This is a genomic window from Streptomyces altiplanensis (assembly GCF_053591575.1).
Genome location: NZ_JBSFUB010000017.1, coordinates 50,212 through 73,979, shown reverse-complemented (window position 1 = coordinate 73,979; position 23,768 = coordinate 50,212). Strand labels below are relative to the sequence as shown.

The following is a 23,768-nucleotide window of genomic DNA, read 5'->3' as shown; positions in this document are numbered from 1 at the left end:
GCGGCCGGGGGCCCGGCAGCGTCAGACGAGCCCTGCCGTGCGCGCCCGCTCGACCGCCGGGCCGATCGCGTCCGCCACCGCCGTCACGTCCTCGGCGGTCGAGGTGTGCCCGAGCGAGAAGCGGAGCGTGCCGCGGGCCAGGTCGGGGTCGGTCCCGGTGGCCAGCAGGACGTGGCTGGGCTGGGCGACCCCGGCCGTGCAGGCGGACCCGGTGGAGCACTCGATGCCCTGCGCGTCGAGGAGGAGGAGCAGGGAGTCGCCCTCGCAGCCGGGGAAGGTGAAGTGGGCGTTGGCCGGCAGCCGGCCGCCCGGGGACGGATCGCCACCGAGGACCGCTTCCGGCACCGCGGCGCGCACGGCCGCGACCAGGTCGTCGCGCAGGCCGCCGATCTCGCGGGCGAACCACTCGCGCCGCTCGGCCGCGATCCGGCCGGCCACCGCGAAGGCGGCGACGGCCGGGACGTCGAGGGTGCCGGAGCGCACGTGCCGCTCCTGGCCGCCGCCGTGCAGCACGGGCACGGGGGTGTACTCGCGGCCGAGCAGCAGCGCGCCGATGCCGTACGGGCCGCCGATCTTGTGCCCGGACACGGTCATCGCGGCGAGTCCGGAGGCGGCGAAGTCGACCTCCAGCTGCCCGAAGGCCTGCACCGCGTCGGCGTGCAGCGGCACTTCGAACTCGGCTGCCACGTCGGCCAGTTCGCGGACCGGCATGACGGTGCCGATCTCGTTGTTGGCCCACATCACGGTGGCCAGGGCGACATCGGACGGGTCGCGCGCGACGGCGGCGCGGAGCGCTTCCGGGTGGACCCGCCCGTACGCGTCCACGGGCAGGTACTCCACGGTCGCGCCCTCGTGCTCGCCCAGCCAGTGGACGGCGTCCAGCACCGCGTGGTGCTCGACGGGGCTGGCCAGGACGCGGGTCCTGCGCGGGTCGGCGTCACGCCGCGCCCAGTACAGGCCCTTGACGGCGAGGTTGTCGGCCTCGGTGCCGCCGGCGGTGAGGACCACCTCGCTGGGCCGGGCGCCGAGGGACTCGGCGAGCGTCTCGCGGGCCTCCTCGACGGTACGCCGGGCCCGTCGGCCGGCGGCGTGCAGGGACGAGGCGTTGCCGGTGACGGCGAGCTGGGCGGTCATCGCCCCGACCGCTTCCGGAAGCATCGGGGTGGTCGCGGCGTGGTCGAGGTAGGCCATGGTGCACTCGATTCTACGAGCCCGTCGGCCGTCCCCCGGTCCCGCCCTCGCCCCGTCGCGCCCGGTCAGCCGCCGAAGCTCCAGGACACGGTGCCGTCGGCCGAGGCGAGGACGGCGAGGACCACCAGGTCGGCCGCCCCGAGGCCGAGGCCGAGCAGCGCCCTGCCCCGGCGTCCGGTGCCCCGCCGCAGGGCCAGGGAGGCCAGGACCATGGCGGCGGGCCCGAGGAAGATGTTGAAGACGAGCAGTCCGACGAGGCCGAGGACGAACGAGGCGACGGCCATCCCGTCGGGGTCCCGCGTGCCGGTCCGGCCGCGTACGGAAGCGGATGTGGGTGCGGTGAACTCCATGGCGCGTTCAGCTCCTTCGGACGGACCGTCGCGAGTGACGCTCACGGGCGGCGAAGACGAGCAGCCAGAGACCGATGAGTCCGGCGGCGACGAGGGACGCCGGGACCGGCACGTGCGCCACCGATCCCACCAGCACCCCCAGCAACAGCAGAGCCGCTACGAGGACGAACACGTGAACCCCTCCTGAGAGTACGGTTGTTCACTGACTATCCAGTCTAGGCTTTCCCCCGGGGTTTCCGGCAACAGAGAACAGTTGTTTACTGAATGTCATGAGTCACACCGCCGGGATCCGTCAGGCCCAGAAGCAGAAGACCCGCCGGGCCCTCATGGAGGCGGCCCTCGTCCTGCTGGAGGACCAGAGCCTGAGCAGCCTCGGCCTGCGCGAGGTCACCCGGGCGGCCGGTGTCGCCCCGACCGCCTTCTACCGGCACTTCCGTGACACGGCGGACCTCGGCGTCGCACTCGTGGACGAGGCTCTCGGCAGCCTGCACGCGGTGATCCGTGCGACCCTCGCCGCGACCGGCGACAGCGCCGAGCGCATCGACAGCACGGTCGGCCTCATCGCCCGCCACGTCCACGCGTACCCCGCCCACGTCCGCTTCCTCGCCCGCGAACGCCACGGCGGCGTGGCGCGGGTGCGGGCCGCGATAGGCGAGCAACTGGGCCTGTTCGCGGACGAGGTGGCGGCCTGGCTGCGTACGCAGCCCGATTCCGCGGGCTGGAGCGAGGAGGACCTGCGGATGCTCGCGCACGTCTACGTCGACCACATGGTGATGACCGCGTCCGCGTTCCTGGAGGCCGAGCCGCACGGGGACGAGCGTGTCGAGGCCGCCGCCTCCCTCGCCCGCCGTCAGCTGCGCCTGGTCGGCCTGGGCAGCCGCCACTGGCTGGACTGACGCCGGGCGGGGGCCCGGCGCCGCAGCACCTCCCGGGCGCCGGCCAGTTCCACGCCGGGCCGCCGCCGCACGGGCTCGTCGGCGGACGTGGCCGCGCGCACGCGGTCGACGCGGTGGAGCGCGGGGCTGCCGTCGTGGTCCGCGAGGATTGCGCCCCAAAGCTCCGTCAGGCCGGCCTCGGGCAGTGCGGCCATCACCTCGCGCAGCGCGGGTCCGAGTGCCCCGTCGCGCCCGAGCGCGGTGCGGGCGCCCTGCGCGGCCAGGACGAACAGGGCCCGCGACCCGTCGCCGGTCGGCCCCGTCACATCGGTGCGGAAGCCGGGCAGCAGCGCGATCCGCCGCGCCGTCCGCGCTCCGCGTACACCGGGACGCCCGACGCCCGACAACGACTCGACGTCCCGGCAGATGGTGCGTACGGAGACTCCCGGCCGCCCGGCCGGCCCGGCGGCCGGGATCAGCCCCCGGTCCGGTTTCACGGTGCCCGTCCCGCTCGAAGAGGCCCGCCCGGGGAGGCGGCCGGCCCTCAGCCGCGCGGCGCCCGCGCCAGCTGCCGGGACTGGGCGACGAGCCGGTCCGCGCTGTCCCAGACCTCCGCGTCCTCCTCCAGGAAGCCGCCCGCGAGGTTGCGGGTGGTGATGGAGACGCGCAGCGGTCCGGGGGCGGGGCGGCAGCGTATGTGGGTGGTGAGCTCGACGGTCGGCGTCCAGCCCCTGAGGCCCAGCTCGAACGAGGTCGGCGGCAGGGCGTCGACCGCGAGCAGCAGCGAGAGCGGGTCGGCGTCACGGCCGTCGGCGAGGCCGAACCAGCCGCGCATCTCGCCCTTGCCGGAGGGCGCGCCGACGGCCCAGCCGGCGGTGGCGGGGTCGAGCCTGACGTCGAGCCGGTCGGCGATGGCCGAACTGCCCGGGAGGACGACGGGCCCGGCGTCCGCGCCCAGGCAGTGCTCGTACGGCGGCATGGCCGGCGGCTTCGCGGCCGTGCGGACGTCGTCGGGCAGGGCGTCGAGGTCGCCGTACGAGGCGAGGACGCGGATCCGCTCGACCTCGGTGCCGTCCTCGGCGTACTGGAAGAGGGACGCCTGGCCGGTGGAGAGGGTGCGCCCGGCGCGGACGGTCTGGGTGCGGACGACCGCCCTGCCCGGCACGGAGGGGGTCAGGTAGTGCGCGGAGACGGTGAACGGGTCGGGGTGCGGCAGGGCGTCGCCGAGCGCCCGGCCGAGCAGGGCGAGGAGGTAGCCGCCGTTGACGGCGAGGAGGATCGTCCAGCCCGCGGAGAGCTCCGCGTCGTAGACGCCCGGTTCGTCCGGTGCGCGCGAGGAGAGGGCGGTGTCGCGGTCGAACTCGCTGTCTCCGATGGATGCCTGTGCCATGGCATGCACCGTACACCGACACGTTACTAAGCGGTAGCTTCAGATTGCTCCTCGGCCTTCGCCGAGTTCCGGTGCCAGGCGCGCGGCGCCCGCCAGTGGAAGCGCAGCGCCAGCAGGCGCAGCAGGAAGGCCGCGACGACGGCGACCGTGCTGGTCACGGCGTTCAGCGCGTCGAAGCGTATGAACAGGGCGACCATCGAGGCCCCGACGATCGCGGGGACGGCGTACAGATCACGGTCCCAGCGCAGCAGCGAGGGCACCTCGTTGGCGAGGACGTCCCGCAGGACGCCGCCGCCGACGGCGGTCGCCAGGCCCAGGGCGGCCGAAGCGGTCAGGCCGAGCCCGTGGTCGTACGCCTTGGTGGTGCCCGTGACGCAGAACAGTCCGAGCCCGGCCGCGTCGAAGGCCATCACCGAGCCCTGGATGCGCTCCACCTCGGGGTGGAGGAAGAAGACCAGGGCGGCCGCGATCAGCGGGGTGGTGAAGTACCCCAGGTCGGTGAAGGCGGCCGGCGGCACCGCGCCGATGATCAGGTCGCGGAGCAGCCCCCCGCCCAGCGCGGTGACCTCTGCGAGCACCACGATGCCGAAGACGTCGAAGTTCTTGCGGACGGCGAGCAGGGCGCCGGAGATCGCGAAGACGAAGATCCCGACGAGGTCGAGCGCATGCTGGACGGAGGGCGTGAAGAGTTCCTGGAACACCGGGCAATTGTGCCGGTTCTATTCCTTGCCGGTGTCCTCCGTGCCCGCGGGCCCGGTTTCGCCCCCGGTTTCGCCCGCCGCCTTCGCCGCCGCCGCGGGTGGCGTGACGTCGACGAGCTCGATCGCCTCGCGCGCCGTGTCGAGCACGACGGACGACTCCGGCGCCTGGTCGGGCGCGTTCTCCGGGTGGTGGCAGGCCACCTGGTGACCGGTCTTCAGAGCCGTCAGCGGCGGCTCCTGCGTCTTGCAGATCTCGGTCGCCTTCCAGCACCGGGTGTGGAAGCGGCAGCCCGAGGGCGGCGAGATCGGCGAGGGCACGTCGCCCTTGAGCAGGATGCGCTCGCGCTTGTGCTTGCTGCGCGGGTCGGGCACCGGGACGGCCGAGAGCAGGGCCTTCGAGTACGGGTGCATGGGCGACTCGTACAGTGCCTTGCGGTCCGCCAGCTCGACGATCTTGCCGAGGTACATCACGGCGATGCGGTCCGAGACGTGCCGGATGACCGACAGGTCGTGCGCGATGATCACGTACGTGAGACCGAGCTCGTCCTGGAGGTCGTCCAGCAGGTTCACCACCTGCGCCTGGATCGACACGTCCAGCGCCGACACCGGCTCGTCGGCGACGACCAGCTTCGGCTTGAGCGCGAGCGCCCGCGCGATGCCGATGCGCTGGCGCTGCCCGCCGGAGAACTCGTGCGGATAGCGGTTGTAGTGCTCCGGGTTGAGGCCCACCAGCTCCAGCAGCCGCTGGACCTCCCGCTTCACCCCGCCCTCGGGCGTGATGTCCTGCAACTTGAAGGGCGCGCTGATGATCGTGCCGACCGTGTGGCGCGGGTTCAGCGAGGAGTACGGGTCCTGGAAGATCATCTGTACGTCGCGGCGCAGCGGACGCATCTGCCCGGTGCCGAGGTGGGTGATGTCCCGGCCCTCGAACTCGATCTTCCCGCTGGTGGGCTCCAGCAGGCGCGTGATCAGCCGGCCCATCGTCGACTTGCCGCAGCCCGACTCGCCGACCACGCCCAGGGTCTCCCCCGGGCGCACGTTGAAATCGAGACCGTCGACGGCCTGGACCGCGCCGACCTGGCGCTGGAGCAGGCCCTTCCTGATGGGGAAGTGCTTCACCAGGCCGCTGACCCTCAGCAGGGGCTCGGGGGACGGCGGCGGCGAAGAGGACGCCTGCTCCGGGATCGTCACTTCGGGATCCTTCGTCTCGCTCACAGCTTCGGCGCAATCTCTTCGGTCCAGATCCGCGTCCGGTCCTCGGCCGCCATGTGGCAGGCCGAGTAGTGCCGGTCGGCTTCCTGACCGGGCAGCACCTTGAGTTCCGGCCGCTCGGTACGGGTGATCCCGCCCTTGGGCACGTCCGCGTACGGGCAGCGCGGGTGGAAGGCGCAGCCGCTCGGGATGTTGATCAGGCTGGGCGGTGAACCCTTGACCGGGATGAGGCGCTCGGTCTGGTCACGGTCGATGCGCGGCATCGAACCCAGCAGGCCCCAGGTGTACGGGTGCTGGGGCTCGTAGAAGACCTTCTCCGCGGGACCGCGCTCGACGCACCGGCCCCCGTACATCACCAGGAGGTCGTCCGCCAGTTCGGCGACGACGCCCAGGTCGTGCGTGATGATGATGACCGCCGAGCCGAACTCCTTCTGCAGGTCCCGGATCAGGTCGAGGATCTGCGCCTGGACGGTGACGTCCAGGGCGGTGGTCGGCTCGTCGGCGATGAGCAGCTCGGGGTTGTTGACCAGCGCCATCGCGATCATCGCGCGCTGGCGCATACCGCCGGAGAACTCGTGCGGGTAGCCGTCGAACCGCTTGTCGGGCTGCGGGATGCCGACCCGGTCGAGCAGTTCGATCGCGCGCCGCTTGGCGGCCTTCTTGTCGACCTTGTTGTGGATGCGGTACGCCTCCACGATCTGGTGGCCGATCGTGTAGTACGGATGCAGCGCGGACAGCGGGTCCTGGAAGATCATCGAGATCTCGCGGCCGCGCAGCTTGCGTACGTCGTCGGGGTCGGCGGACAGCAGTTCCTTGCCGTCCAGCCAGATCTCGCCGGAGATCTGCGCCTTGCGCCGGCCGTACTGGCCGACGGTGTGCAGGCCCATGATGCCGAGCGAGGTCACCGACTTGCCGGATCCGGACTCGCCCACGATGCCGAGGGTCTTGCCCTTCTCCAGCTGGAAGGAGAGGCCGTCCACCGACTTGACGAGACCGTCGTCGGTGGGGAAGTGCACCTTGAGGTCGCGCACGTCGAGGAAGGCGTCCGGCTGCGGGGAGCCGGTGCGTACGGGCTCCCCGACCGCACCGGTCTTCGTCAAGGGGGCTTCGGGGGCCTCCCCCGGGACAGGCACAGTGGTCACGAGAGCCTCACTCGGGGGTCGATCACGGAGTACAGGATGTCCACGACGAGGTTCGCGAGCACGACGGCCGCTGCGGCGATGAGCGTGACACCCAGGATGAGCGGAAGGTCGAAGTCGCCGATCGCCTTGACGGCCGCCTGGCCGAGGCCCGGGAGGCTGAAGGCGGTCTCGGTGAGGATCGCGCCGCCGACCAGGGCGCCGAGGTCCATGCCGAGGATGGTGAGGATCGGCGTCATCGTCGAGCGCAGCGCGTGCTTGCCGACGACGACCGGTTCGCTCAGGCCCTTGGCCCGGGCGGTGCGGATGTAGTCCTCGCCCAGGACCTCCAGCATGGTGGCGCGGGTGAGCCGGGCGTACATCGCGGCGTACAGGAAGGCGAGGGTCACCCACGGGAGCACCAGGCCGCTGAACCAGCCGAGCGGGTCCTGCGCGATGTCCACGTACTCGGCGTCGAACCAGCCGAGCTGGGTGCGGAAGACCGCCAGGGAGAGCAGCGCGGTGAAGTAGATCGGCAGCGACACACCGGCCAGCGCGAGGGTCATCGCCGCACGGTCGATCGCGGTACCCCGCTTGAGGGCGGAGATGATGCCGGTCGTGACACCGACGACGACCCACAGCACGCACGCACCGGCCGCCAGGGACAGCGTCACGGGGAGCCGCTCGGTCAGTACGGGCCAGATCTCCTGCTCCGTACGGAAGGAGTAGCCGAAGCACGGCGCGTCGCAGTGGAACGACGAACCGCCGCCTGTGTAGTCGCGGCCGACGAAGATCCCGCTGATGAAGTTCCAGAACTGCACCAGGATGGGATCGCCGAGGCCGAGCTTCTCCCGGACGCCTTCGACCGCGCCTGGGTCCGCCTGCTTGCCGATGAACATCGCGGCGGGGTCGCTGCCGGTCAGTTCCGGGATCACGTAGAAGATGCCGAAGGTCACGAGAGTGACCACGAGCAGCATCACGACGACGGCGGTCAGCCGCCTGATGAGGTATGCGAGCACTACGGTCGGCCCGGCGGCGGCCCGGGGATCCGGTGAGGGGTCCCCGGGCCGCCGCACGCGGCCATCACCTGCCCTTCGGGCTTAGCGGCGGGTGTGCCGGCGGAGCGAACGGACGGTCACTTGACGCCGAGGGAGGCGTAGTCGTAACGGCCGTTGTAGGAGTCGGCCGTGTAGACGTTGGTCAGCCGCGAGCTGCGCCAGATCACGTTCTTCTCGAAGGTGAAGGGCAGGTAGACCGCGGCCTCGGAGACCTTCTCGTTGATCTGCTTGTAGAACTCGGCGGCCTTGTCCGGGTCCGTCTCCAGCAGCGCCTTGTCGAACAGGGCGTCGATCGCCTTGTCCTTCATCATCGAGAAGTTGTTGTTGCCGCTGTCGAGGATGAAGCGGCTGTCGACCAGCGGCTGCGAGAAGCCCTGACCGGACGGGAAGTCGGCACCCCAGCCCATGATGATGATGCCGTAGTTCTTCTTCTCGACGTTCTTGGGAGCGCCGATGATGCCGGAGGTCTGCGCGCCGTCGTACTGGTCGATCTGCGCCTTGATGCCGACCTTCTCCAGCGACGCCTGCATCGACTCGGCGGTGGCGATCTCCTGCGGCTTGTTGTTGCGGACCGCGATCGTGGTCTCGAAGCCGTTCGGCTTGCCGCAGGCCTTGAGCTCTTCCTTGGCCTTCGCGACGTTGCCCGTGGTGTCCTTGAGGACGTTGTACGGGTCGTACTTCGGGTCGGAGCCCTTGATGCTCGGCGGCAGCATGTTGGTGGCGATGTCGCCGCCCGCCATCGGGCCGCCGCGCGCGGTCTGCAACGACTTGTGGTCGGAGCCGTAGATGACCGCCTTGCGGCAGTGGATGTTGTCCATCGGCTTGACCGTCTGCGGGAACACCGCGTACCGGATGAAGCCGGTCTGCGGGTTGTCGACGTTGGCCTTGTGGTCGCGCAGCGCCTTGGTGCGGCCGGCCGGGCTGATGCCGGTGGCGTTGATGTCGACGTCGTAGTCGCCCTCGATCAGGCGGTTGTCCATGTCGTCGGCGTTGGTGATGAGCTTGAGCGAGACCTTGTCCGGCAGTGCCTTGCGGACGGCGTCGCTCTCCTTCTTCCAGTTGGGGTTGCGGCTCAGCTCCATGCCCTTGTTGGGGGTGTAGGAGTCGATCTTGTACGGGCCGTTGGAGAAGGGCTTCAGGCCGTACTTCTCGACCGTGTCCTTGTCCTGGCGGACCGGCGTGGCGGCCGGCATGGCCAGCATCTGGAGGAAGTCGCCGTTGGGCTTCGGGAGCTTGAAGACGATGGTCTTGTCGTCCGGTGTCTCGATGGCCTTCAGACCGAGCTTGTCGGCCGACTTGTCCTTGTACGGACCCTTGTACTCCTTCTTCGGGTCCAGGACCTGCTGAAGGTAGATCGGGCCACCGGAGATCTTGTCCTGGGCCCAGATGCGCTCGATGCCGTACTTGATGTCCTTGGAGGTGACGGGCTTGCCGTCCTCCCATGTGACGTCGTCCTTCAGCGTGAAGGTGTACGTCTTCTTGTCCGCGGAGACCTTGCCCGTGTCGGTTGCCATGTCTGCGACGAGTTCGGTGGACTCGGTGCCCGCGGCCGGCTTGAAGGTGATCAGCTGGCGCGTGTAGTAGCGGGCGAAGTCCCACATGAAGCCGTAGTAACCGCGCTGCGGGTCCCAGGAGTCGGCGTCCTGCGTACCGATGAACTTGATCGTGCCGCCCTTCTTGTCCGAGGCGTTCGCGATCTTGCCGACGGCCGCGTTGAAGCCGGGGGCCTTGCCGTTGCCGTCGGCCCCGTCGTCCTTGCCTCCGCCGCCACAGGCCGCGGTGCCGACGAGCGCGGCGACGACGAGCGCCGCACTTGCGGCGAGCCGTCGCCTGGAAGAACTGTTGGCTGTCACGATCAGCAACCTCCGTGAGAGTGCCGGCCCTTGAGTGGGCCGACGGTTGTGGTGGCCTCCTGACACATCGGCAGGGGCGGCGCGTAGGGCGTGTGCGGGTGATACGGGACGAACGGTCAGCGGGAACCCTTCGGGTCCAGCGCGTCGCGCACGCCGTCGCCGAAGAGGTTGAAGGCCAGCACGGTGACGAAGATGGCCACGCCGGGCGCGATCATGAACATCGGATCCGCCTCGTAGTACTCCTTGGCCTTGGAGAGCATCTGCCCCCAGGAGGCGGTGGGCGGCTTGACTCCGGCGCCCAGGAAGCTCAGGGCGGCCTCGCTGAGGACGTTGGTCGGGATCATCAGCGTCGTGTAGACGGTGATCGGCGCGACCAGGTTGGGCAGCAGCTCCTTGAACAGGATGTACGTCCGGCCCGCGCCGAGGCTGCGAGCCGCCTCGACGTACTCGCGCTCCCGGAGGGAGAGCGTCTGGCCGCGGACGATCCGGCCGACGTACGGCCACCCGAAGAAGCCGATGACGACGATGAGCGCGCCGATGCGCACACCGGAACCGCTGAAGCCCCAGAGGGAGTTGGGCAGTACCGAGACCAGCGCGATGATGAAGAGGAGCTGCGGGAAGGCCAGCAGGACGTCCATCACGCGGCTGATCACCGCGTCGACCCAGCCGCCGAAGTAACCGGCGATGATCCCGAAGACCGTGCCGAGCGCGACGGCGAAGAGGGCCGCGAGGAAGGCGACCAGCAGCGAGATCCGGGCGCCGTAGACGAGGCGGCTGAACACGTCGCGGCCGTTGACCGGTTCGACTCCCAGCAGGAAGTCGGAGCTCATGCCGCCCCAGCTGCCGATCGGCGTGCCGAACAGCGGGTCGATCTTGTCCTCGTGGAAGTCGTTCGGCGGGTGGCCGAGCACACTGACGATCAAGGGCGCGAACACCGCGACCAGGATCAGGAACAACACGACGACGCCGCCGGCCAGTGCCACCTTGTCGCGCTTGAGCCGCACCCAGGCGATCTTCCAGGGCGAGCGGCCTTCGATGGCTTTCGCCGGGACATCGGCCGCGACGTCGACGGCCGCGGTCTGTGCCGCGTTCGTGTCGTGCAGTGGTGCCGTCATCGTGGTGGGGACCCCTCTCGGCTCGGCCGACGGTGGTCGGCCCGCGCCCGCCGCTGTAGCGGCTTGTTCGCATCGCAGGTGCAAGTGGTGCAGAAGGTGGTCGTACAAACGCATGTGACACAGGGAAAGCGGGTCGTACACAAGACCGACGTTCCTTGTTGCGGGAGTCTTCAACGAGCTCGCGATCACCCGCCAGACCTGGCGGGGAATGGATGCGCAACCGTGATGTGGCCTGCGGGCTTCCGTTATCCGAACATCTTGATCGGCTCAGCGGACCACAAGCATCCTTATGCACCAGACCGGACATGCCGCCCAACGGCCTTTATGAGCTACCGAATTGGGTTGTACGCACGATCGGCGAAATGAGTGGGGCCGGCCGGCCGGCGGGACGGGCGGGGCCGGCGGGGCGAGCGCGTTCAGTAGGCGCGCGGCGCCGGGTAGCCGTAGCCGCCCTGCGGGGCGGAGGAGGGCGCGGCGGGAGCCTGCGCCTCGCGGTCGTAGAACGGACGGGCGTTGGCGCGCAGCCACATGGCGACCGGGTCGTACGCGTCGGACATCGCGACGGTGGAGACGGGCAGCCCCTCGGGGACCGCGCCGACCGACTGCTGCATCATCGCGCGCACCGCGTCGACGGACTGCGGGCTCGTGTCGTAGAGGCCGAGTCCGATGGCCAGGTACGGCGCCCCGAGCGCCGGCTGCACCCAGGCGCGGCGCAGGGTGCGGACCGCGGGCGTACGGTGGGCGTTCTGCGTGAGCAGGGCGTAGAACTGGGGGATCTCAACGGCGGGTTCGGACAGCCGCAGCGGTCCGGCGGGCATCCGGTCGAGCCCCGTGGCGATACGCCGCAGATCGAGCCACGGGATGCCGAGGCCGCCGCCGGGCGCGTGCGGGTTCAGCCAGATGCCCCAGCGGTCGGGGAAGAGCGCGCGGGCGACGTCCTGGCCCGTGACCACTTCGTACGCCCGGCTCCAGCCGCTCGCGGCGAGTTCCTGGGCGGAGGTGACGCACGGCGCGTAACCGAGTCCGTCGACCTCCATGTTTCCGTACTGGGCGTCGGGGGAGCCCGCCTGGCCGTGCCAGAGCAGCATCCAGACCCGGCCGCCGGCCGGGTCGGCGAGGGCGCGCAGCAGCGCCTCGTACGCGTCGTACCGCCCGGGTGTCACCTGGCGCAGCATGTGCTCGACCTGCCCGGCCGCCGCAGTGCCTGACGCGCTCACCCTGGGTCCCGCCCCTCTTCGATCCACCGTGTTGCACCAGCTTAAGCGGCAGCACCGACACCGAGCACGAGTCAGGCGCGCGTGTAGAAGGGCCGCACCTTCTCCAGCATCCAGCCCGCGACCGGGTCCTGCGCCACGTCCAGCAGGAGCAGGTTGACCGGCCAGGGCACCTGGACCCGGCCGAGCGCCCGGCCGAGCGCGTCCATCGGGGCGTTCGGGTCGGCGCCCTCCCAGGTCGCCAGCTGTACGCCGACGAACAGCGTCGGGGACTCGCCCTCGATACTGGCGAGCGCCCGGCGGGCGGTCACCACCACACCGCTCTCCTCGAACTCACCGGCCGCGGCGGAGAGGAAGTCGACCGGCTCCTCCTGCCAGTCCGGCTCGAAGAGCCGCACCCTGCCCCCGGTGGCCGGCCCGTCCAGCGGCGTACGGCCGGCCCGGCAGAGCTCGGCGACGGCGGGCGGCGGCAGCGGCACGCCGACCGCGCCGTCCGGGTTCACGGCGATGCCGAGCTGCGGGGGCAGGCCGCGGGCGAACTCGCGGGCGGGCGCCACGGCGAAGGACATGTGGGGCCCGGCGCACCGGCGCAGCTGCTCCTCGGAGCTGTACACGGGGACGTACGCCTCGCCGTGGAGGTCCAGGGTGGGCAGGTCGAGGTTCGGGGAGTCGGGCCCGCCGCCGTTCGGCAGCGGCACCCACACCTGGCTGCGCCCCAGCACCTCGACGATGCGGGCGCCCGCGGCGGGGGCGCCGAGCGAGGCGGCCAGCACCTCTTCGAGCTCGTTGCCGGGCCAGCCGCCTCCGCCGTGCGGGTGGGCGGGCAGGGGGATGTCTGGGTAGTCCACGGGCACGACCCTAACGCGGCGCCGGCGGTGCCCCGAGGGGCTGTTCCCCTAACCGGAGCCGCGTCCCGGCCGGGAAGCCGATCCCCGCCAGCGCCCCCGCCGCGTCCCGGTCCAGCAGCACCGCCGACGCGCAGCCGGCCGGGAGCCTGCCGCCCTCCGCGTCCCGGACCAGCCGGCCCACCGCCCGCCGGTGCCGGGCGAACGCGTAGCCCGAGACCCCGCGGCCCCGCTCCTCCTGGCCGGCCCGCGCCACCTGCGGCGTCACGTCGAGCAGCACCAGGTGCAGGGCGACGCCCCGCCGGCGGGCGTCGCGCGCCAGCCAGCGCCGCACCCAGGCGAGCGTGCCGCAGTCGTGGACCACGACGCTCCCGCCGGACCGCAGGGCGCGCCGCAGCCCGGCGTAGTGGGCGGCCCGTACGAGGGGGCGGTAGAGCGCGTACGGCAGCAGGCGCGGCATGCGCGCCTCCCACCGCTCGCGGACGTCCTGCGAGTCGATGCGGTGCACCCCCTCCGTCGCCGTACGCCGGATGAGGGTGCTCTTGCCGCTGCCGGGCAGCCCCGAGACGACCACGACGTCGCCGGCCGCGAAGGCCAGCGTCCGCGGGCTGCGCCCGGCCCGCTCGCGCAGGTCGCGGACGGTGGGCACCGGCCGGCGGGCGCTCTCCCCGGCCTGCACGCCCTGCGGTGCGGGCACCGTGCCGTGCGTGGTGCCCGCGGTCGTCACGTACGTACCGGGCCGCTGCAACGTCATCGCACTCCCCCTGTCAGGTGTCCCCGCCCTTTTCCCCACCCTTGCCCAAGAAGTGTAAAGAAAAGGTAATGCGTCACAAGTGATTTGCGTCTGTGCCGGGGTGCCGCCCGGCCGCCCCGCCGGCGGAGGATGCGTGCAATGATGTGCGCGCCAACTCCATACCGGCCGCTTGAATCCGCGCGGGAGAGTCCGAAGCACGCAGAAGCACTCCAGGAGTGCCCGGTGCCCAGGACGCCGAAGGAGCAAGTCCCTCCCTTGAATCTCTCAGGCCCCGTACCGCGCGGGCGAGGCATATCTGAAAAGCGGGCCGCCGTGTCGCGGCTCCACCCAAGGTGCAAGCCGGGACTCTCCCGGTGAACCTCTCAGGTTCCGATGACAGATGGGGAGGATTGTCCTCACCTGTCATGCCCTGCCCTGGGAGCCCCACACATGAGCAACGCCCCCCGTCACACCGCCCTCGACGCGACTCATCGTTCGCTGGGCGCGACCATGACCGACTTCGCGGGCTGGGACATGCCGCTGCGGTACGCCAGCGAGCGCGACGAGCACAACGCCGTACGGACCCGCGCGGGCCTCTTCGACCTCTCCCACATGGGCGAGATCACCGTCACCGGCCCCCAGGCCGTGAACGCCCTCGACTACGCGCTCGTCGGCAACATCGGCACGATCGGCCTCGGCCGCGCCCGCTACACCATGATCTGCCAGGAGGACGGCGGGATCCTCGACGACCTGATCGTGTACCGGCTGGCCGAAACCGAGTACATGGTGGTGGCCAACGCCGGAAACGCCCAGACCGTCCTCGACGCGATCACCGGGCGCGCGGCCGGATTCGACGCCGTCGTACGGGACGACCGTGACGCGTACGCCCTGATCGCCGTCCAGGGCCCCGAGTCCCCCGGGATCCTGAAGTCCGTCACCGACGCCGACCTCGACGGCCTGAAGTACTACGCCGGTCTGCCCGGCACCGTCGCCGGCGTCCCCGCCCTCATCGCCCGTACCGGCTACACCGGCGAGGACGGTTTCGAGCTGTTCGTGGCCCCGGCCGACGCCGAGAAGCTGTGGCAGGCGCTGACGGACGCGGGCAAGGACGCCGGTCTCGTCCCCGCCGGCCTCTCCTGCCGCGACACGCTGCGCCTCGAAGCGGGCATGCCCCTGTACGGGCACGAGCTGACCACCGCGCTGACCCCCTTCGACGCGGGTCTTGGCCGGGTCGTGAAGTTCGAGAAGGAGGGCGACTTCGTCGGCCGCGCCGCGCTCGAGGCCGCCGCCGAGCGCGCCGAGACCGCGCCGCCGCGCAAGCTGGTCGGCCTGGTCGCCGAGGGCCGCCGCGTCCCGCGCGCCGGTTTCCCCGTGGTCGCCGACGGCAGGGTCATCGGCGAGGTCACCTCGGGCGCCCCGTCCCCGACGCTCGGCAGGCCGATCGCCATGGCGTACGTCGACGCCGCGCACGCGGCGCCCGGCACCTCCGGCGTCGGCGTCGACATCCGCGGTACGCATGAGCCGTACGAGGTCGTTGCGCTGCCGTTCTACAAGCGCCAGAAGTGACCCCCCGCACAACCTTCCCGTTCACCAGCACTCCCCCGCGTACAGGAGAATTCAGGTCATGAGCAACCCCCAGCAGCTGCGTTACAGCAAGGAGCACGAGTGGCTGTCGACCGCCGAGGACGGCGTCGCGACGGTCGGTATCACGGAGTTCGCGGCCAACGCGCTCGGTGACGTCGTCTACGCCCAGCTCCCGGAGGTCGGTGACACGGTGACCGCGGGCGAGACCTGCGGCGAGCTGGAGTCGACCAAGTCGGTCAGCGACCTGTACTCCCCGGTGACCGGTGAGGTCGTCGAGTCCAACCAGGACGTCGTGGACGACCCGTCGCTGGTGAATTCCGCCCCCTTCGAGGGCGGCTGGCTCTTCAAGGTGCACGTCGCGGAGGAGCCGGCCGACCTGCTCTCCGCCGACGAGTACAACGCCTTCTCCTCCGGCAACTAAGACCTCGAACGGGACCGTGATGACGCTTCTCAACACTCCCCTCCATGAGCTCGACCCGGACGTCGCCGCCGCCGTCGACGCCGAGCTGCTCCGCCAGCAGTCCACCCTCGAAATGATCGCCTCGGAGAACTTCGCTCCGGTCGCGGTCATGGAGGCGCAGGGCTCCGTCCTCACCAACAAGTACGCAGAGGGCTACCCGGGCCGCCGCTACTACGGCGGCTGCGAGCACGTCGACGTGGTCGAGCAGATCGCCATCGACCGCATCAAGGCGCTCTTCGGCGCCGAGCACGCGAACGTACAGCCGCACTCGGGCGCCCAGGCCAACGCGGCCGCGATGTTCGCTCTGCTGAAGCCCGGCGACACGATCATGGGCCTGAACCTGGCCCACGGCGGTCACCTGACCCACGGCATGAAGATCAACTTCTCCGGCAAGCTCTACAACGTGGTCGCGTACCACGTGGACGACGCCACCGGCGAGGTCGACATGGCCGAGGTCGAGCGCCTCGCCAAGGAGTCGAAGCCGAAGCTGATCGTGGCCGGCTGGTCCGCGTACCCGCGTCAGCTGGACTTCGCCGCCTTCCGCCGCATCGCGGACGAGGTCGGCGCGTACCTCATGGTCGACATGGCGCACTTCGCCGGTCTGGTCGCCGCGGGCCTGCACCCCAACCCGGTGCCGCACGCCCACGTCGTCACCACGACCACGCACAAGACCCTCGGCGGCCCGCGCGGCGGAGTCATCCTCTCCACCGCCGAGCTCGCCAAGAAGATCAACTCGGCGGTCTTCCCCGGTCAGCAGGGCGGCCCGCTGGAGCACGTCATCGCCGCGAAGGCCGTCTCCTTCAAGGTGGCCGCGAGCGAGGAGTTCAAGGAGCGCCAGCAGCGCACCCTGGACGGCGCCCGCGTCCTGGCCGAGCGTCTGGTGCAGCCCGACGTCACCGAGCACGGCGTGTCCGTCCTCACCGGCGGCACGGACGTCCACCTGGTCCTCGTCGACCTGCGGAACTCCGAGCTCGACGGCCAGCAGGCCGAGGACCGCCTGCACGGTCTCGGCATCACGGTCAACCGCAACGCCATCCCGAACGACCCCCGGCCCCCGATGGTCACCTCGGGTCTGCGGATCGGTACGCCGGCCCTGGCCACCCGCGGCTTCCAGGCCGAGGACTTCGCCGAGGTCGCGGACATCATCGCCGAGGCGCTGAAGCCGTCGTACGACGCCGAGGCCCTGTCCGCCCGGGTGACCGCCCTGGCCGGCAAGCACCCGCTTTACCCTGGTCTGAAGTAGTTACGTACGACACAGACTGAAATCCGGGGCACCGCGCACACTGAACAGTGAGTGCGGTGCCCCGCACCTTGTACCCGCCATTGATCATCTGCACCACCCCCGGCAGACAACGGCGTCTACCCACCCTTAGGAGTCCCCCGTGGCCATCTCGGTCTTCGACCTGTTCTCGATCGGCATCGGACCCTCCAGCTCTCATACGGTCGGGCCGATGCGCGCCGCCCGGCTCTTCGCGGGGCGCCTCAAGAACGACGGCCTGATGGCCCACACCACCTCGATACGCGCCGAGCTGTTCGGCTCGCTCGGGGCGACCGGTCACGGCCACGGCACCCCGAAGGCCGTGCTGCTCGGCCTGGAGGGGAACTCCCCGCGCACGGTCGACGTCGAGACCGCCGACGACCGGGTCGAGCGGATCAAGGCGGACCGGCGCATCAATCTGCTCGGTGCGCACGAGATCGGCTTCGACTTCGACGAGGACCTGGTCCTGCACCGCCGCAAGGCCCTCCCGTACCACGCCAACGGCATGACCCTGTGGGCGTACGACGCCCAGGGCGCGCCGCTGCTGGAGAAGACGTACTACTCGGTGGGCGGCGGTTTCGTCGTCGACGAGGACGCGGTCGGCGAGGACCGGATCAAGCTCGACGACACCGTGCTGAAGTACCCCTTCCGCACCGGTGACGAGCTGCTGCGCCTGGCCCGGGAGACCGGCCTGTCGATCTCCGCCCTGATGCTGGAGAACGAGAAGGCCTGGCGGACGGAGCCCGAGATCCGCGAGGGGCTGCTGGAGATCTGGCGGGCCATGCAGGACTGCGTCGCGCGCGGCATGTCCCAGGAGGGCATCCTGCCCGGCGGCCTGAAGGTGCGCCGGCGCGCCGCGAACACCGCCCGCAAGCTGCGCTCCGAGGGCGACCCGCTGGCCCTGTCGATGGAGTGGATCACGCTCTACGCGATGGCGGTCAACGAGGAGAACGCCGCGGGCGGCCGCGTCGTCACCGCCCCGACGAACGGCGCCGCCGGCATCATCCCGGCCGTCCTGCACTACTACATGAACTTCGTACCGGGCGCGGACGAGGAGGGCGTGGTCCGCTTCCTGCTCTCCGCGGGCGCGATCGGCATGCTCTTCAAGGAGAACGCCTCGATCTCCGGCGCCGAGGTCGGCTGCCAGGGCGAGGTCGGCTCCGCCTGCTCGATGGCGGCCGGCGCGCTGGCCGAGGTCCTCGGCGGCACCCCCGAGCAGGTCGAGAACGCGGCCGAGATCGGCATGGAGCACAACCTGGGCCTGACCTGCGACCCGGTCGGCGGCCTGGTCCAGATCCCGTGCATCGAGCGCAACGGCATGGCGGCGGTCAAGGCCGTCACGGCGGCGAAGATGGCGATGCGGGGCGACGGCAGCCACAAGGTCTCCCTGGACAAGGTCATCAAGACCATGAAGGAGACCGGCGCGGACATGTCGGTGAAGTACAAGGAGACCGCGCGCGGCGGCCTCGCGGTCAACATCATCGAGTGCTGAGAGACGCACCTGAGCAGGACCCCCTCGCCTCCGGGCTCCGGGCTCCGGGCTCCGGCGTGGCCGTGCGCCGGCCGGCTCGGGCCCCTTCGTGGCGAGGGTGAGTAATACTCTCCTTATGTCCTCACGTATTACGCGCATCCGGCGGGCCACCGCGCGGGACGCGAAGCGGCTCACCGCACTCGTGCGGACTTCCCGCGCCTACGAGGGTCCGTACGCCCCGATGGTCGCCGGGTACCGGGTCGGGCCCGACTACATCGAGACGCACCGGGTCTTCGTGGCCGTCGGCCCCGACGACCGGGTGCTCGGGTTCTACGCCCTCGTGCTCGACCCGCCGGAGCTCGACCTGATGTTCGTCGCCGACTCCGCCCAGGGGCTGGGCATCGGCCGCCTGCTCGTCGCGCACATGCTCGGCGAGGCGCGCGGCGCGGGGGCCGCCGGCGTGCGCGTGGTCGCGCACCCGCCCGCCGAGGGGTTCTACCTCAGCGTGGGCGGCGAGCGGACCGGAACCGAGCCCGCCAACCCGCCCGCGGTGATGTGGGATCGCCCGGAGTTCACCATTCCGGTCGGCTGAGCTCCTCCGCGTGCGGGCTTTGTTCCAGTCGCGCGGCCATTCGGAGGACTCACGGGAACCGAGCGGGCCGCGCAACCGTTGGCGGGATGGGCAAAGAGATCGTCAAAGGGCGCGGCCCGCGCCGGATTGAGCAGGGATCTTCATGGGTGTCAGTCTCTCCAAGGGCGGCAACGTCTCGCTCTCCAAGGAGGCCCCCGGCCTGACCGCTGTCATGGTGGGCCTGGGCTGGGACGTACGCAGCACGACCGGGACCGACTTCGACCTCGACGCCAGCGCCCTGCTGCTCGATGTCAACAACAAGGTCGTCTCGGACCAGCACTTCGTCTTCTTCAACAACCTCAAGAGCCCCGACGGCTCCGTGGAGCACACCGGTGACAACCTCACCGGTGAGGGCGAGGGAGACGACGAGCAGATCAAGGTCAGCCTCTCGACGGTTCCCGCCGAGGTCGACAAGATCGTCTTCCCGGTTTCGATCCACGAGGGCGAGAGCCGCGGCCAGAGCTTCGGCCAGGTGCGCAACGCCTTCATCCGGGTCGTCAACCAGGCGGACAACAACGAGCTCGCCCGTTACGACCTCTCGGAGGACGCCTCGACCGAGACGGCCATGGTCTTCGGCGAGCTGTACCGCAACGGCGCGGAGTGGAAGTTCCGTGCCGTCGGCCAGGGGTACGCCTCGGGTCTGCGCGGCATCGCGACGGACTTCGGCGTCAACATCTGACAGACCGCCGCAGGGCTGTCCGCGCCGGCATCCGGCCCGGACAGCCCGGTCCGGCGCGTACGGCATCTTCCCGCCAGTCCGACCAGTCGGTATGTTCCTGGAGACCCGGAAACCCGGAGACCGGGAAACCGACTGCCGCCTGGAGGGCCCGATGACCCAGCCCACGTCTGTACCTGCACCGCAGATCCACGGCCACTGCGACGACCGGTTCACCGCTGTGCGCACCGCGTTCGAGGAGAACTTCCGGGAGCGCGGCGAACTGGGCGCGGCCGTGACCGTGCGGGCCGGCGGGGAGACCGTGGTCGACCTGTGGGGCGGCTGGGCCGACGCCGCGCACAGCCGGCCGTGGGAGCGGGACACCGTGGTCAACGTGTGGTCGACGACCAAGGGCCCGACGGCCCTGTGCGCCCACCTCCTGGCCGACCGCGGGCTGCTCGACCTCGACGCCCCCGTGGCCTCGTACTGGCCGGAGTTCGCCGCCGCCGGCAAGCAGGACGTTCCCGTACGCCACCTCCTGTCGCACCGCGCGGGGCTGGCCGGGCTGCGCGAACCGCACACCCTCTCCGAGCTCTACGACTGGGAGCTGACCTGCGCGCGACTGGCGGCGACCGAGCCCTGGTGGGAGCCGGGCACGCGGTCCGGCTACCACGCGATCACGTACGGCTTCCTCGTGGGCGAGGTGATCCGGCGCGTCACGGGCCTGCTGCCGGGCGAGTTCCTGCACCGGGAGGTCACCGGACCGCTCGGCATCGACTTCACCGTGGGCCTGCCGGAGAAGGAGCACGGCCGGGCCGCCGAACTGGTGCATTCCCGGACCGGGCCCACCGAGGAGGAGGCGGCGCTGTTCGCCGCCCTGGAGCCGGTCGCCCGCGCGGCCCTGCTCAACCCGGGCACCGGCGCGGCCCAGGCCAACACCCCCGAGTGGCGGGCCGCCGAGATCCCCGCCGCCAACGGCCACGGCACGGCCCGCGCCGTGGCCGCCCTGTACGGGATATTCGCCGAACGCGGCCGCTGCGGCGAGCACCGCGTGCTGTCCCCCGAGGCCGCCGAACGGGCCCGCGAGGGGCAGGGCAGCTGCCGGGACCTGGTGCTCGGCCCGGGTTTCGGCCGCGAAACGGAGGCCGGCCTGGGCCTGTGGCTGAGCGGTCCGGACGGCTCGTACGGGCCGAACCCGCGGGCCTTCGGCCACGACGGCTTCGGCGGGTCCTGCGGGCTCGCCGACCCCGAGGCGGGCATCGCCATGGGGTACGTCATGAACCGCATGGGCCCCCACATCGCCGACGACCCGCGCAAGATGGCGCTGGTGGAAGCCGTGTACAGCGCCCGGTGACCGTCGGCCCGCGCCCGGTGGACGCCGACCCGCGCCCGGTGACCGGCGGCGCGACCCCACCGTGACGTTAGATTAGGGATGGTGACGGTACGGGAGCGCGGCAGTGCGGCAGTGCGACACGGCAACGAGAGGTCACCGGGCGTGGACAGCAAGCACATGCGGATCGGCGAGGTCGCCACCAGGACCGGGCTGTCCCTGCGGACCATCCGGCATTACGAGGAGACCGGCCTGGTCACGCCGTCCGCGCGCTCCCAGGGCGGCTTCCGCCTCTACACCGAGGCCGACGTCGCGCGCCTGATGGTCGTACGCCGCATGAAGCCGCTCGGTTTCACGCTGGACCAGATGCGGGACCTGCTGGACGCCACCGACCGGCTGGACGCGCCGAAGCCGCCGGCGGCGGACGTGCGTGAGGCGCTGCTGGAGCGCGTACGGGGTTACGAGCGGGCCGCCGCCGAGCGCGTGAGCGATCTGCGGCGGCAGCTGGAGCGGGCCGAGGAGTTCGCCCGGACGCTGCGCGAGCGCACCTCGCGGGTGGAGCGGGTGTAGCCGAACTAACACCGGCATTCTTTATGCAACTTGTTGCACAACACGTCCCGGGTGGACTACACATTGCGGCATGAGCATGAGTCCGACGACTGAGACCGCGTACCCGCACCTGCTGAACCCCCTCGACCTGGGCTTCACGACCCTGCCCAACCGCGTGCTGATGGGTTCGATGCACGTCGGGCTCGAAGAGGCCGAGCGCGGCTTCGAGCGGATGGCCGAGTTCTACGCGGCCCGGGCGCGCGGCGGCGTCGGCCTCATGGTCACCGGCGGCATCGCCCCCAACGACCGCGGCCGCCCCTACCCCGGCGGCGCCAAGCTGACCACTCCCGAGGAGGCGGCGCAGCACCGGCAGGTGACCGACGCCGTACACCGCGAGGGCGGCAGGATCGCGATGCAGATCCTGCACTTCGGGCGGTACGCCTACCACCCCGACCTCGTCGCCCCCAGCGCGATCCAGGCCCCCATCAGCCCGTACACCCCGAACGCCCTGACCGACGCCGAGGTCGAGGAGACCGTCGAGGACTTCGTCCGCACGGCGGGCCTCGCCAAGTCGGCGGGGTACGACGGCGTGGAGATCATGGGGTCCGAGGGCTACCTGATCAACGAGTTCATCGCCGCCCACACCAACCACCGCGACGACCGGTGGGGCGGCTCGTACGAGAACCGCATGCGCTTCCCCGTCGAGATCGTCCGCCGGGTGCGCGAGCACGTCGGCCCCGACTTCATCCTCATCTACCGGCTCTCGATGCTCGACCTGGTCCCCGGCGGCTCCTCCCTCGACGAGGTCATCACGCTCGCCCTCGAGGTCGAGGCGGCCGGCGCGACCATCATCAACACCGGCATCGGCTGGCACGAGGCCCGCATCCCCACCATCGCGACCTCCGTGCCGCGCGGCGCGTACGCCTGGGTGACCAAGCGCGTCATGGGCTCGGTGAACATCCCGCTGGTGACGACCAACCGCATCAACACCCCCGAACTGGCCGAGGAGCTGCTCGCCGACGGCTGCGCCGACATGGTGTCGCTCGCCCGCCCCTTCCTCGCCGACCCCGACTTCGTCGCCAAGGCCGCCGCCGGGCGCGCCGACGCCATCAACACCTGCATCGGCTGCAACCAGGCCTGCCTGGACCACACCTTCAGCGGGCTGATCACGTCCTGCCTGGTCAACCCCCGCGCCTGCCACGAGACCGAGCTGGTGCTGACCCCCACCCGCCGCCGCAAGCGCGTCGCCGTCGTCGGCGCCGGCCCCGCCGGGCTCGCCTGCGCGGTGACGGCGGCCGAGCGCGGTCACGCCGTGACGCTGTACGACGCCTCCGACGTGATCGGCGGCCAGCTCAACATCGCGCGCAGGGTGCCCGGCAAGGAGGAGTTCGACGAGACGCTGCGCTACTTCCGCAACCAGCTCGACGAGCACGGCGTCGAGGTCCTCCTCGGTACGCGCGCCACCGCCGAGTCCCTCACCGCCGCCGGTTACGACGAGATCGTGCTGGCCACCGGCGTCACCCCGCGCGTCCCGGACATCGAGGGCATCGACCACCCCAGCGTCATCAGCTACCTCGACCTCCTGCGCGACGACGCCAAGGCGGGCGAGCGCGTCGCGGTCATCGGCGCGGGCGGCATCGGCTTCGACGTGGCCGAGTTCCTCACCGACACGTCCACGAGCGCCGACGACGCGGCGAGCCTCAGCCCCGAGGTCTTCTTCGCGCAGTGGGGCGTCGACACGGAGTACGGCGCGCGCGGCGGTCTGCGGACCCCGGTCCGCCCCCCGCAGGCCCGCACGGTCCACCTGATCCAGCGCAAGGCCACCAAGGTCGGCGCCGGACTCGGCAAGACCACCGGCTGGATCCACCGCACCGAGCTCAAGCACCGCGGCGTCACGATGGTCGCGGGCGCGGCGTACGACCGTATCGACGACGAGGGACTGCACGTCACGGTCGACGGCGAGCAGCGGCTGATCCCCGTCGACACGGTCGTCCTGTGCACCGGGCAGGAGCCGCGCCGCGAGCTGTACGACGCGCTGCACGCCGCCGGACTGCCCGTGCACCTCATCGGCGGCGCCGATGTCGCCGCCGAGCTGGACGCCAAGCGTGCGATCCGGCAGGGAACGGAGCTCGCGGCCACCCTGTGACCGCCCGCCCGCCCGTACCTAGGATGCGC

At 71.1% G+C, this 23,768-nt stretch carries 23 protein-coding genes, 1 pseudogene and 2 riboswitches; of the genes and pseudogenes, 10 read left to right on the top strand and 14 right to left on the bottom strand.

The genetic code is table 11. The features are described 5' to 3' along the window. Positions 1-21: 21 nt before the first annotated feature. The 3 genes from ACWD0Y_RS11325 to ACWD0Y_RS11315 form a co-directional block, all read right to left on the bottom strand. Positions 22-1,191, bottom strand: a complete 1,170-nt coding sequence (locus tag ACWD0Y_RS11325; protein WP_450260125.1) for a cysteine desulfurase family protein — start codon at positions 1,189-1,191, stop codon at positions 22-24. A gap of 65 nt (positions 1,192-1,256) precedes the next feature. Further along, positions 1,257-1,541 (bottom strand): DUF4190 domain-containing protein, encoded by a 285-nt coding sequence (locus ACWD0Y_RS11320; RefSeq protein ID WP_450260124.1) that lies wholly within the window; start codon positions 1,539-1,541, stop codon positions 1,257-1,259. A gap of 7 nt (positions 1,542-1,548) precedes the next feature. Continuing rightward, positions 1,549-1,713, bottom strand: a complete 165-nt coding sequence (locus tag ACWD0Y_RS11315; RefSeq protein ID WP_450260123.1) for a hypothetical protein — start codon at positions 1,711-1,713, stop codon at positions 1,549-1,551. A 97-nt stretch (positions 1,714-1,810) separates the two neighbouring features. Here ACWD0Y_RS11315 and ACWD0Y_RS11310 point away from each other — a divergent pair, with 97 nt between their 5' ends. Next, positions 1,811-2,437 (top strand): TetR family transcriptional regulator, encoded by a 627-nt coding sequence (locus ACWD0Y_RS11310; RefSeq protein ID WP_450260122.1) that lies wholly within the window; start codon positions 1,811-1,813, stop codon positions 2,435-2,437. A 2-nt stretch (positions 2,438-2,439) separates the two neighbouring features. Here ACWD0Y_RS11310 and ACWD0Y_RS11305 read toward each other — a convergent pair. The 11 genes and pseudogenes from ACWD0Y_RS11305 to ACWD0Y_RS11255 all read right to left on the bottom strand — a co-directional run. Beyond that, positions 2,440-2,913, bottom strand: a pseudogene (locus tag ACWD0Y_RS11305) (helix-turn-helix transcriptional regulator); the annotation flags it as partial. A 47-nt stretch (positions 2,914-2,960) separates the two neighbouring features. After that, positions 2,961-3,806: a thioesterase family protein gene (locus ACWD0Y_RS11300; protein WP_450260121.1), complete on the bottom strand. Its 846-nt coding sequence runs from the start codon at positions 3,804-3,806 to the stop codon at positions 2,961-2,963. Positions 3,807-3,832: 26 nt separating this feature from the next. Continuing rightward, positions 3,833-4,507, bottom strand: coding sequence for a trimeric intracellular cation channel family protein (locus ACWD0Y_RS11295; RefSeq protein WP_450260120.1), 675 nt, complete (start codon positions 4,505-4,507; stop codon positions 3,833-3,835). A gap of 18 nt (positions 4,508-4,525) precedes the next feature. Further along, positions 4,526-5,698 carry an ABC transporter ATP-binding protein gene (locus tag ACWD0Y_RS11290; RefSeq protein WP_450260119.1) on the bottom strand — a complete coding sequence of 391 codons (1,173 nt, stop codon included), beginning with the start codon at positions 5,696-5,698 and terminating at the stop codon, positions 4,526-4,528. Positions 5,699-5,718: 20 nt separating this feature from the next. Next, a complete protein-coding gene (locus ACWD0Y_RS11285) occupies positions 5,719-6,819 on the bottom strand; it encodes an ABC transporter ATP-binding protein (RefSeq protein WP_450260146.1) in 1,101 nt (366 codons plus the stop codon). A gap of 38 nt (positions 6,820-6,857) precedes the next feature. Further along, positions 6,858-7,856, bottom strand: a complete 999-nt coding sequence (locus tag ACWD0Y_RS11280) for an ABC transporter permease (RefSeq protein ID WP_450260118.1) — start codon at positions 7,854-7,856, stop codon at positions 6,858-6,860. Positions 7,857-7,972: 116 nt separating this feature from the next. Further along, the gene (locus tag ACWD0Y_RS11275; RefSeq protein ID WP_450260145.1) at positions 7,973-9,751 is read right to left on the bottom strand and encodes an ABC transporter substrate-binding protein; all 1,779 of its coding nucleotides are present in this window, start codon (positions 9,749-9,751) and stop codon (positions 7,973-7,975) included. A 113-nt stretch (positions 9,752-9,864) separates the two neighbouring features. Further along, complete coding sequence (locus ACWD0Y_RS11270; protein WP_450260117.1) at positions 9,865-10,863, bottom strand: ABC transporter permease; 999 nt, start codon at positions 10,861-10,863, stop codon at positions 9,865-9,867. A gap of 416 nt (positions 10,864-11,279) precedes the next feature. Next, the gene (locus ACWD0Y_RS11265; protein ID WP_450260116.1) at positions 11,280-12,080 is read right to left on the bottom strand and encodes an enhanced serine sensitivity protein SseB C-terminal domain-containing protein; all 801 of its coding nucleotides are present in this window, start codon (positions 12,078-12,080) and stop codon (positions 11,280-11,282) included. Positions 12,081-12,151: 71 nt separating this feature from the next. Beyond that, positions 12,152-12,925, bottom strand: coding sequence for an enhanced serine sensitivity protein SseB (locus ACWD0Y_RS11260; RefSeq protein WP_450260115.1), 774 nt, complete (start codon positions 12,923-12,925; stop codon positions 12,152-12,154). A 10-nt stretch (positions 12,926-12,935) separates the two neighbouring features. Beyond that, a complete protein-coding gene (locus ACWD0Y_RS11255) occupies positions 12,936-13,676 on the bottom strand; it encodes an AAA family ATPase (protein ID WP_450260114.1) in 741 nt (246 codons plus the stop codon). Positions 13,677-13,846: 170 nt separating this feature from the next. Continuing rightward, positions 13,847-13,965, top strand: a riboswitch (glycine riboswitch). Further along, a riboswitch (glycine riboswitch) is annotated at positions 13,966-14,065 on the top strand. A gap of 40 nt (positions 14,066-14,105) precedes the next feature. Between ACWD0Y_RS11255 and gcvT the strand changes: the two genes are divergently transcribed. From gcvT to ACWD0Y_RS11210, 9 genes are all read left to right on the top strand, one after another. Beyond that, positions 14,106-15,221 carry a glycine cleavage system aminomethyltransferase GcvT gene (gcvT, locus tag ACWD0Y_RS11250; protein ID WP_450260113.1) on the top strand — a complete coding sequence of 372 codons (1,116 nt, stop codon included), beginning with the start codon at positions 14,106-14,108 and terminating at the stop codon, positions 15,219-15,221. Between the two features lie 58 nt (positions 15,222-15,279). Then, complete coding sequence (gcvH, locus tag ACWD0Y_RS11245) at positions 15,280-15,660, top strand: glycine cleavage system protein GcvH (RefSeq protein ID WP_450260112.1); 381 nt, start codon at positions 15,280-15,282, stop codon at positions 15,658-15,660. 19 nt (positions 15,661-15,679) lie between these two features. Then, entirely contained in the window at positions 15,680-16,942 is a 1,263-nt protein-coding gene (gene glyA / locus ACWD0Y_RS11240; protein WP_450260111.1) for a serine hydroxymethyltransferase, read from the top strand. Between the two features lie 139 nt (positions 16,943-17,081). Then, positions 17,082-18,449 (top strand): L-serine ammonia-lyase, encoded by a 1,368-nt coding sequence (locus ACWD0Y_RS11235; protein WP_450260110.1) that lies wholly within the window; start codon positions 17,082-17,084, stop codon positions 18,447-18,449. Between the two features lie 115 nt (positions 18,450-18,564). Continuing rightward, positions 18,565-19,020 (top strand): GNAT family N-acetyltransferase, encoded by a 456-nt coding sequence (locus tag ACWD0Y_RS11230; protein WP_450260109.1) that lies wholly within the window; start codon positions 18,565-18,567, stop codon positions 19,018-19,020. Positions 19,021-19,162: 142 nt separating this feature from the next. Continuing rightward, positions 19,163-19,738, top strand: a complete 576-nt coding sequence (locus tag ACWD0Y_RS11225) for a TerD family protein (RefSeq protein WP_450260108.1) — start codon at positions 19,163-19,165, stop codon at positions 19,736-19,738. 151 nt (positions 19,739-19,889) lie between these two features. Next, the gene (locus tag ACWD0Y_RS11220) at positions 19,890-21,068 is read left to right on the top strand and encodes a serine hydrolase domain-containing protein (RefSeq protein ID WP_450260107.1); all 1,179 of its coding nucleotides are present in this window, start codon (positions 19,890-19,892) and stop codon (positions 21,066-21,068) included. Between the two features lie 141 nt (positions 21,069-21,209). Then, positions 21,210-21,614 (top strand): MerR family transcriptional regulator, encoded by a 405-nt coding sequence (locus ACWD0Y_RS11215; RefSeq protein ID WP_450260106.1) that lies wholly within the window; start codon positions 21,210-21,212, stop codon positions 21,612-21,614. A 76-nt stretch (positions 21,615-21,690) separates the two neighbouring features. Then, positions 21,691-23,739, top strand: coding sequence for an oxidoreductase (locus ACWD0Y_RS11210; RefSeq protein ID WP_450260105.1), 2,049 nt, complete (start codon positions 21,691-21,693; stop codon positions 23,737-23,739). Positions 23,740-23,768 lie beyond the last annotated feature (29 nt).